Annotated in this window: 9 protein-coding genes and 1 pseudogene; 6 read left to right on the forward strand and 4 right to left on the reverse strand. The window is 38.9% G+C overall.

Annotated elements, in window-relative coordinates; translation table 11 throughout:
* The 4 genes from A194_RS0111550 to hemY all read left to right on the forward strand — a co-directional run.
* The coding region (locus tag A194_RS0111550) for a transglycosylase domain-containing protein (protein WP_017186998.1) at positions 1–1,364 on the forward strand (1,364 nt) is incomplete at its 5' end.
* 146 nt (positions 1,365–1,510) lie between these two features.
* Complete coding sequence (gene hemE, locus A194_RS0111555; protein WP_017186999.1) at positions 1,511–2,542, forward strand: uroporphyrinogen decarboxylase; 1,032 nt, start codon at positions 1,511–1,513, stop codon at positions 2,540–2,542.
* 17 nt (positions 2,543–2,559) lie between these two features.
* Positions 2,560–3,489, forward strand: a complete 930-nt coding sequence (gene hemH / locus A194_RS0111560; protein ID WP_017187000.1) for a ferrochelatase — start codon at positions 2,560–2,562, stop codon at positions 3,487–3,489.
* Positions 3,490–3,495: 6 nt separating this feature from the next.
* The gene (gene hemY / locus A194_RS0111565) at positions 3,496–4,878 is read left to right on the forward strand and encodes a protoporphyrinogen oxidase (RefSeq protein WP_017187001.1); all 1,383 of its coding nucleotides are present in this window, start codon (positions 3,496–3,498) and stop codon (positions 4,876–4,878) included.
* Positions 4,879–5,091: 213 nt separating this feature from the next.
* On the opposite strand, the gene A194_RS0111570 is transcribed toward hemY, so the two are convergent.
* Entirely contained in the window at positions 5,092–5,970 is an 879-nt protein-coding gene (locus tag A194_RS0111570; protein WP_017187002.1) for a hypothetical protein, read from the reverse strand.
* Positions 5,971–6,089: 119 nt separating this feature from the next.
* On the reverse strand, positions 6,090–6,218 hold the full coding sequence (gene yhfH / locus A194_RS19830; RefSeq protein WP_017187003.1) for a protein YhfH: 129 nt from the start codon (positions 6,216–6,218) through the stop codon (positions 6,090–6,092).
* A 125-nt stretch (positions 6,219–6,343) separates the two neighbouring features.
* Here yhfH and A194_RS0111580 point away from each other — a divergent pair, with 125 nt between their 5' ends.
* Complete coding sequence (locus A194_RS0111580) at positions 6,344–7,081, forward strand: MBL fold metallo-hydrolase (RefSeq protein WP_017187004.1); 738 nt, start codon at positions 6,344–6,346, stop codon at positions 7,079–7,081.
* A gap of 64 nt (positions 7,082–7,145) precedes the next feature.
* A pseudogene (gene lplA, locus A194_RS18280) lies at positions 7,146–8,152 on the forward strand (lipoate--protein ligase).
* A gap of 47 nt (positions 8,153–8,199) precedes the next feature.
* Here lplA and A194_RS0111590 read toward each other — a convergent pair.
* Both A194_RS0111590 and A194_RS0111595 read right to left on the reverse strand, forming a co-directional pair.
* Positions 8,200–8,715: a hypothetical protein gene (locus tag A194_RS0111590; RefSeq protein WP_017187007.1), complete on the reverse strand. Its 516-nt coding sequence runs from the start codon at positions 8,713–8,715 to the stop codon at positions 8,200–8,202.
* 122 nt (positions 8,716–8,837) lie between these two features.
* Positions 8,838–9,398, reverse strand: coding sequence for a hypothetical protein (locus A194_RS0111595; RefSeq protein ID WP_017187008.1), 561 nt, complete (start codon positions 9,396–9,398; stop codon positions 8,838–8,840).
* Positions 9,399–9,684: the final 286 nt, after the last annotated feature.

The following is a 9,684-nucleotide window of genomic DNA, read 5'->3' on the forward strand; positions in this document are numbered from 1 at the left end:
CGTGGTTAAGTAGTTATATCGATTTAGTGTTAGATGAGTTGGAAGATGATTATCACTTTACACGTGAGGAAATTTATACAGGTGGATATCGTGTCACAGTAGGACTAGATCCAAAAGCACAAGAGATTGCGTACAAAAGGATGCAACAAGAGGAATTTTTCCAAGGGTCACAAGAAGGTGTTGAAGGTTCTACTATCATTTTAGATCAAGATACAGGTGTTGTAAGAGCTGCAATTGGTGGTCGTGAACACAATCGCGGCGATTTAAACCGAGTTAATGTCAAAAGACAACCAGGCTCAACATTTAAGCCGCTTGCGGTGTATGGCCCTGCTTTAGAAGAAAGTTTGTATCATCCGTATACGTTGCTGACTGATGAACCATTAGATTTTGGCAATTACAGTCCAAGGAATGTTGACCAGACGTATGATGGTGAAGTGACGATGTATGATGCTTTAAAAGATTCTAAAAATGTGCCAGCCGTTGCATTACTTGAGGAAATAGGTGTTGACCAAGGTTTATCATACTTGCGGGACTTAGGGTTTGATATAGAAGATCAAGGCTTATCAGTAGCTTTAGGTGGACTTGAAGAAGGGGTGTCACCGTTACACATGGCCGCGTTATATCGTACGTTTGCACAAGGTGGCGAATATATTGAACCGTACACCATCTTGCAAGTTGAAAATCGACATGGTGAACAGTTAGATTCACCTGAACCTGAAGTAGGCCGACTGTTTTCTGAACAGACCTCTTGGTACTTAACGCGTATGCTTGAAGGTGTCGTAACAGATGGTACTGCAACTGGTGGGGAATTCCCGAAAGATTTCGCAGGGAAAACAGGCTCGACCCAACATCCGCACCATGACGGCGGTGTTAGAGATGCGTGGTTTATCGGGTTTAATCCGAATTATACGGTTGCCTCTTGGATCGGTTATGATGTGAGTGACGAAGAGCATTATTTAACAGCTGGAAGTCGGATGCCAACAGCATTAGTTGATACTATTATGACAGATTTAGATGGCGAAAGAAGTCTTCAAACGAGCTTTACTGTCCCTGATCATTTAGATGACTTAGAGCCACCAGTCAGACTACATGAAATTACTGATTTATCAGCTAATGTGTCATTAGGCTTTTTAGACGGGTTGTACGTCGATTTAAATTGGTCTGGTGAGACAGATGAGCGCATTAATTATAATGTTTACCGTGAAATAGATGGTGAAGTAGAACAAATTGGTACAGTAGCGGGTGAGACACGTTATAGAGTAAGGCAAGTGCAAATGATTAACAATCCTTCTTACTTTGTTATTCCAGTTAATCCACTAAACGGTGAAGAAGGAGAGCAATCGAACCGTGATTCAGCTTTTTAAGTCAAAGGTTGCTGAAACTTGGCAACCTTTGAACATTTTATTAACGAAGAATTAGGCAAAATGATGACATTTGAGCCCTATGACTATACACTATGAGCATTTTGTTTTATATTGAATGCAGATGGATAGACGAAAGGTGAGACATAATGACACAGTTCAATGATACGATTTTACGAGCTTATCGTGGGGAGAAAACAGACTATACGCCACTTTGGTTTATGCGCCAAGCTGGACGTTCACAACCAGAATACAACAAATTAAAAGAGAAGTATTCCTTATTCGAAATTACGCATCAACCAGAACTTTGTGCTTACGTAACAGAGCTTCCGGTGGTTAACTACCAAACAGATGCCGCAATCCTTTATAAAGATATTATGTCTCCATTACCGCCAATGGGTGTTGATGTAGAGATTAGAAAAGGTGTTGGCCCTGTAATATATAATCCAATTCGCTCGAAAGCTGATGTCGAAAAGTTAGACGATTTGGACCCACAAAACGATGTACCTTACGTATTAGACACGATTAAAATTTTAACTGAAGAGAAGTTAAATGTTCCGCTTATTGGCTTTAGTGGTGCACCTTTTACATTAGCGAGCTACATGATTGAAGGTGGGCCTTCCAAACAATACAATAAAACTAAAGCGATGATGTACGGTGATTCTGAGACGTGGTTTGCGTTAATGGACAAGCTAGGTGATATGATCATCACTTATACGAAAGCGCAAATTGCGGCAGGCGCTAAAGCGATTCAAATTTTTGACTCGTGGGTAGGTGCAGTAAGTGCTGCTGATTACCGTATGTTCATTAAGCCAGTTATGGAAAAAATCTTTAATGCTCTTAAAGAAGAGGACGTTCCAACGATTCTATTTGGAATTGGTGCCAATCACTTATTACTAGAGTTTAACGACTTACCAGTTTCAACAGTTGGTCTAGACTGGCGCACGTCAATTACACAAGCAAGAGATATGGGGATCACGAGATCACTACAAGGTAATTTAGACCCGGCAATTTTACTTGCTGATTGGGACATCATTGAAAAGCGCACGAAAGAAATTTTAGATCAAGGAAAAGATGAAGAAGGTTATGTGTTTAACCTAGGACACGGCGTATTCCCTGATATCGAACCAGATACGCTAAAGCGCTTAGCTGCGTTAGTCCACGACTACACTTCGAAGTAAGAGGAGTTGAAGAAATTATGGCACAGAAAAAAGTAGGATTACTCGTTATGGCGTACGGTACGCCTTACAAGGAAGAAGATCTAGAACGTTATTACACACATATTCGTAAAGGTAACCGCCCGACTGATGAAATGATTGAAGATTTACGTAGCCGTTATGAAGAAATTGGCGGTATTTCACCATTAGCACGTATTACACGTGGACAAGGTGAAGCACTAGAGGCGAAATTAAACGAAGATCAAGATGATGTAGAGTTCAAATTATACTTAGGTTTAAAGCATATTGACCCATTCATTGAGGATGCTGTTGAGCAGATGGCAAAAGACGGCATTACAGAAGCGGTTAGTATCGTATTAGCACCACATTACTCAACTTTCAGCATTAAGTCATACAACGGACGTGCGCAAGAAGAAGCGGAAAAGCACGGCGTTAACTTAAAGTCTGTTGTTGATTGGTACGATCAGCCAGGCTATATCGAATATTGGGTGGAACAGGTTAATAAAGTATACGGTCAAATGACGGAAGAAGAGCGTAACAATGCATGTTTAATCGTTTCAGCACACAGCTTACCTGAAAAGATTATTCAAGATGGTGACCCATACCCAGAGCAACTGCAACGTACAGCTGATTTAATCGCTGAACAAGCAGGCATTACAGATTATGAAATTGGTTGGCAAAGTGAAGGTAATACACCAGAGCCTTGGTTAGGACCAGATGTTCAAGATTTAACTCGTGATCTTTTTGAACAAAAAGGTTATACAACATTTGTCTATGCACCAGTAGGTTTCGTTTCTGATCACTTAGAGGTGTTATATGACAATGATATTGAGTGTAAAGAAGTGTGTGATGATATTCAAGCTTCATACTATCGCCCAGCCATGCCAAACACTCACCCGAAGTTTATTAGCACGTTATCAAAGGTTGTACTAGAGACATTGAAGGGGTAATCCTTTATGACGAATAAGCGTAAGCAAATAGCAATTATCGGCGGTGGCATTACAGGTCTCACCGCCGCTTATTATTTACAAAAGAATGAAGTCGGTGCTGATGTAACGTTAATCGAAAAGACAGACCATTTAGGCGGGGTTATTTGGACTGAACGACGTGACGGTTTTACAATCGAGCGTGGTCCTGATTCATTTCTAGAACGTAAAACGACAGCTAAACATTTAGTTGAAGATTTAGGCTTAGAGGACAAATTAATTAGAAGTGCAACAGGTAAGGCTTTTATTTTATCCCAAGACCAGCTTCACCCAATGCCGCAAGGGGCTGTTATGGGAATTCCGACACAGTTAGCGCCATTTTTTAGCTCAACCCTATTTACGTTTAAAGGTAAATTAGACGCTCTGAAAGACTATACAACCGGTAAAACAGAAGTAGAAGATGACATTTCTGTCGGGCACTTTTTCCGCCGTCGATTAGGTGATGAGGTAGTCGACAGGCTGATCCATCCACTCATTTCTGGAATCTATGCGGGTGACATTGATCAACTAAGCTTAAAAGCAACATTCCCACATTTTCTTGAAACAGAAAAGAAACACGGCAGCTTAATTCGTGGCTTACAAAAGTCAACACCGAAAAAACAGACTGGCGGCCAAAAGCAAGGGATGTTCTTAACTCTAGAAGGTGGCTTAAAGACGTTAATTGACAGATTAACAGATGCGTTAACTTGTGATGTTCGTATGTCAACGGATGTTAGTCAAGTTGAAAAGCAGGACGAGCGTTACTTGTTACATATTAATGGTCAAGAAGAGCCGTTAGAAGCTGATTACGTCATTGCGACAACACCACACCATGTGACACAACAGTTGTTTAGTGAGTATGAATTTATGGATGAGCTATCAGAGACGAAAAATACGTCTGTCGCGAATGTCGCTATGGCGTTTGATGAAGACGTGGTGAAAAACTTACCAGATGGAACAGGCTTCGTCGTTTCGCGTAAAGAAGATTACCGCATTACCGCTTGTACGTGGACATTTAAAAAGTGGCCACATACAACACCAAAAGGATCTGTCTTACTTCGTGCCTATGTTGGTAAACCAGGCGATGAAGAAGTGCTAGATTTATCTGATGATGAGATCTCTCAACTCGTCATTAATGATTTGAAGAAAATCATGACGATTGAAGACGATCCGAGGTTCAAACTTATAACACGATTGTATGACGCAATGCCACAGTATACGGTTGGCCACCTTCAACGCTTAGAGAGACTAGAGGAGAAGGTGAATGAGCAGTTACCAGGTGTTTATTTAATCGGTAACGCCTATCGCGGTGTCGGTTTACCAGACTGTATGGACCAAGCGATTAGAGTTGTAGAAGAAATAGCGGAGAAATAATTGAATTTAGAAAAGACTGTACTCATCGTCATTAAAAGTGGCTGATTGAGCGCAGTCTTTTTTTGTGTGAAGATTAATTAGGCGAAATTTTGGATAATTAAGCGAAAATCTAAATAATTGGGCGAACTTCAGATTAATTAAGCGAATTTCAAAATAATCAGGCGAACGCCTAAATAATTAAGCGTTCGCCTAAATAAGAACGGGACGGCTAGCTTAATCGACTTCTCGATAAGTTATTAAAGCAGATGATGAATTAAAAGGAAAGTGATTAAAAACTTTCATAGCATGATCATCGGTTGTATCGAACTCTCCAGCAATATGCAGAACACCACGATTGACCGCGTACTGTATTTGGTGATTAATTAATGTAGGAATGATGTCCTGACTGTATCCCTCTGCAACGCCGCACCATCCTAATTCATATGTACTTTCTTCGTCTGATTCGTGTAGAAAAGAGTAAGCTGCAATGTTATCACGATCAAAATAGATGTAGCTTCGATCTAGGATCGTGTCTTCTGCTAGAATCATTTGCTTCCATTGGTCATTGTCGAGTTTCGCGACTGGGTTTGCTAGGTGAGTGCGTTCATAATTGTTTTTGACAAGAGTTACTAATTTATTTAATTTTTCTTCATCTAAAGAGAGATCTTTTAACGATTTTAAGACGTATGGTGTGTTGGTAGTTGGCTCAGGCACATCGAGTTGTGAAAGCTTTAGTGTCGGCAAATAAGTTCTTCTAATTTCTTGAAAATGATGAGATTCATAAAGGTGTCTAAGATGTTCTTGCGATTCCCAAACCGATGTTTGTAATGGAGCTTCCACCGTTTCGTCATTGGTTAATTTACTTAATAATTTTTCTTCAACACGATAGGCTGGATTAGTTAAAATACGAAAATATGTACAATGTGGATGAATAGAACTTGTCCAAGCGAGAGCGAGCCCAATTAACTCTTGATCATAAAAAGCAGAGTAAGCAAATTTTAAACCAGGACTATTCAAAATATGAAGTGGAGTGTCATCTTCATGACAGAAATCCAATAATTTAACCAGCTCATCTTTATGGTCAATGTTATATGGCTTGATCGAAATTGACATAGGAAGCCTCCTTTATAAGCAGGTTGTCACTATATTAGCACAGAAGGACAGCAAAAAACACGCTCAAACCAACTTGAGCGTGTTTTCGTTTAGAGATGGATGGTTTAGTGATAAACTAATTAGTGAATTGAATCGCATTTTTCGCATTTGTTTGTGTAACAATCGGCTTGCTCTACCATGTCTTGTTTGCAAACTGCGCATTGCTTTTTCGGTAGGTTACGGAAAAACTGTACAGGTGACATTAACATGAGTAAGTCCTCCTTAAAGGTTTGAATTTTAAGAAAATTTATCTTGTACTTATACTATACTGTATTAATACAGATTTGTTAAGTGTTAATCTGTTATATAACTTAAAATGGGAGGAAAGTCCTATATGGAATTAAAAGTGATTGGATATTGGGGCGCTTATCCAGAGGCTGAAAGCGCGACATCATGCTATTTGTTAGAACAAGATGGCTTTAAAGTAGTCATTGATTTAGGAAGTGGTGCCTTATCGAGACTGCAACAGTATGTAACAGTTGATGAAATCGATGCTGTTGTATTATCACACTTTCATCACGATCATGTAGCTGATCTAGGCTCATTTCAGTATGCTTGTTTAGTCCAGCAACAATTGAAGAATATTCAAGGTCATATTCCGATTAATGCAGCAGATGACAATGAAACAGATTTTAATCAACTCAATCACGTTGCAACAAAAGGAAAAGGCTATCAAGAAGGACAAGACTTACACATCGGACCGTTTACTTTTTCATTTCAAAAGACGAAACATCCAAAAACGTGTTATGCGATGCGTGTCACAAACGGTGAGAAGACGTTTGTTTATACAGCTGATACTGCTTTTTTCCCAGAGTTAGCTGGTTTTGCTAAGGGAGCAGATTTGTTAGTTGCAGAAAGTAGTTTTTACAAAGGAATGGACGGGGCGAAAGCTGGACACATGACAGGTGAAGAGTGTGGTAAGTTAGCACGAGATGCGAGTGTAGGAGTGTTATGGTTAACGCATTTACCTCATTTTGGAGAACATAATGACTTAGTCAATGAAGCCAATTCACAATATAACGGCAGTGTCACACTTGCGTATGAAGGATTAACGTGGCGTTCTAAAGGGTAATCATTGCGAATGTTGTCATAGTTTCTTATACTTTTAATAGAGAGAATAGAAGGGGGCTTAACGGATGCTATATTTTATTGATAATGAAGGAATTACAGATCCACAACTCAATCTTGCAATTGAAGAATATGCATTAAAACATTTAAACATTGATGATGATCAGCAATACTTATTATTTTACGTGAATGGTCCGTCGATTATTGTTGGTAAAAACCAAAACTCTGTAGAAGAGATTAATACAGATTTCGTTGAGGCTAATGACATTAAAGTTGTTCGCCGTTTATCGGGTGGTGGCGCCGTATATCACGACTTAGGTAACTTAAACTTCAGCTTTTTAGCTAAAGATGAAGGTAATAACTTTAGTAACTTTAAAAAATTCACACAGCCTGTAGTAGACGCACTACAAAAATTAGGGGTTAATGCTGAGCTATCAGGACGTAACGATATTACAGCAGATGGCCGAAAGATCTCAGGTAATGCTCAATTTACGACAAAAGGTCGAATGTTTAGCCACGGAACGCTCATGTTTGATTCGGAAGTTGAAAATGTTATCCAATCATTACGTGTTAAGTCGGAGAAGATTCGCTCAAAAGGCATAAAATCAATCCGTAGTCGTGTCGCAAACATTTCTGAGTTTATTGATGAAAGTATTACGATGGACGACTTTAAAGAAACGCTACTGAAATATATTTTCGATGTGGAAGATGTTAAAGATGTACCACGATATAAACTAGATGAAAGAGATTGGAAGAAGATCCACGAAATCTCTGAGTCACGTTATCAGAAATGGGACTGGAACTATGGGCGTTCTCCAGCATTCAACATTCAGCATTCAAAACGTGTTGAAGGCGTTGGGTCATATGATATACGCTAGATGTGAAAAAAGGTGTGATCCAAGATGTCACGATCTTCGGTGACTTCTTCGGTATCGGTGAAGTGTCAGATGTAGAGGACAAGCTTAAAGGTGTAAAATACGAACGTGAAGCAATCCAAGCAGCGTTAAAAGATATTGATTTACAGCACTATTTAGGAAAAATTAAAGATGAAGACTTCTTGTCGTTAGTTTATTAAGTGAAAACCCGCTAAAGCTTATAAAAGCTCTGGCGGGTTTTTGTATTTTACTGCCGAACCGAAAGTTTAAAGGCGTAAGTTGATTCCCCGTCGTATTGATCATCCCATATGAGGTGAAAAGTATAATGGTGTACACCAGGTTCTTCTGGCGCTTCAAACCTAAGATTGTCTTCGATTGTAAATTCTTCTTGCATTTCCCCAAGTCGATAACGAGTCACAACAATACTACTTGGTTTTGGCGTAGCTTCATCAAAGCTGTCAAAATCATCAACACTAGGTTGAAGACGATGTTGAATTTGTTGTCCGGCATTTACGATAGGTGTTTGGTACCCTTCAGTAAGCTCACGTGGGTCACTACTTTCAAGATTACACGGTTGTTCTTCAGGCTCCCAACAATAGCTATCTAAACTTGGTGTATATCCTCGATCATTTACTGATAGACGAAATGAAGGCGGCTCCTCTAGTACTAGACCGTTTTCAGTAACTTCTATGTATACATTTTCAACTTCCTCTTCCAGTTCGTTAGTAGGTGGCTTTACCTCTTCACCTGTACAAGCAGTCAATAAAAGAACTCCACTAAGTAAAAAATTTTTTTCACAGCTACATCTCTTCTATTGAAGATTAAAAAACTAATATCTCAAAGATACCTTATGAATGTGATTATAGAAGTAAGAAAAACTACATTCTATTCACGAACAGTAAGTTTAAATCCGTGTATAGATTCCCCGTAATAATCATCATCCCAAACGAGATGGAACAAATAATAATGTAATCCAGATTCTTCAGGGGCATTAAAGGATTTATTTTCCATTTCAAATTCTTCTTGTAACTCACCTCGTTGGTATCGCATGACGACCACTTGATCCGGATCTGGAACTAATCCTCCTAATTTATCAAAGTCTTCTCCAGTCGTAACGATTCCATAAGAAATTTGTTCGTTAGCATTAACTAGGGTGTTTGGTAGTTCGCTCGTAATCTCTCGAGGGTTATTTTTTTCAAGGTCACACGGTCTTTCTTCAGGTTCCCAACATAAGGTATCACGTGGAGAGAAAAGCTCTTCATTATCTACCTCTACTCTAAATGTGGGCGGGCTATCTAATCTAGCGTTTTCTTCTGATTCTTCCTCTATGTTTTCCTGGTCACTTTCTGGATCTGATTCCAGTTCGTTAGTAGGTGGCTTTACCTCTTCACCTGTACATGCAGTTAATAAAAGAATTCCACAAAGTAAAAGTATTAATTTTTTCACCATCACATCTCCTTTGTTAAGAGGGGTATTATTTTAATATTCTAACATTTTGTTAACTTTTTATCAATTTTTTCCAAATAAAGAGGTGTTTAGAAATAAATGTAGAAAATAAACATTAATTATATGGGAAGTTTTCCACTGAAAGTTGAGGGGAGTTTGCAATTTTATGCATAAATTCATCATGTTTGAAATGAAGAAAGCCGCAAAATCTTCATTCTTTTACATATTGCTAGCTTTATTAGTTCTAGTGATTAGTGGCTATTTTATCTACAACTACATACACACC

Source organism: Alkalibacillus haloalkaliphilus C5 (assembly GCF_000269905.1).
Taxonomy (GTDB): Bacteria; Bacillota; Bacilli; order Bacillales; family Alkalibacillaceae; genus Alkalibacillus; species Alkalibacillus haloalkaliphilus_A.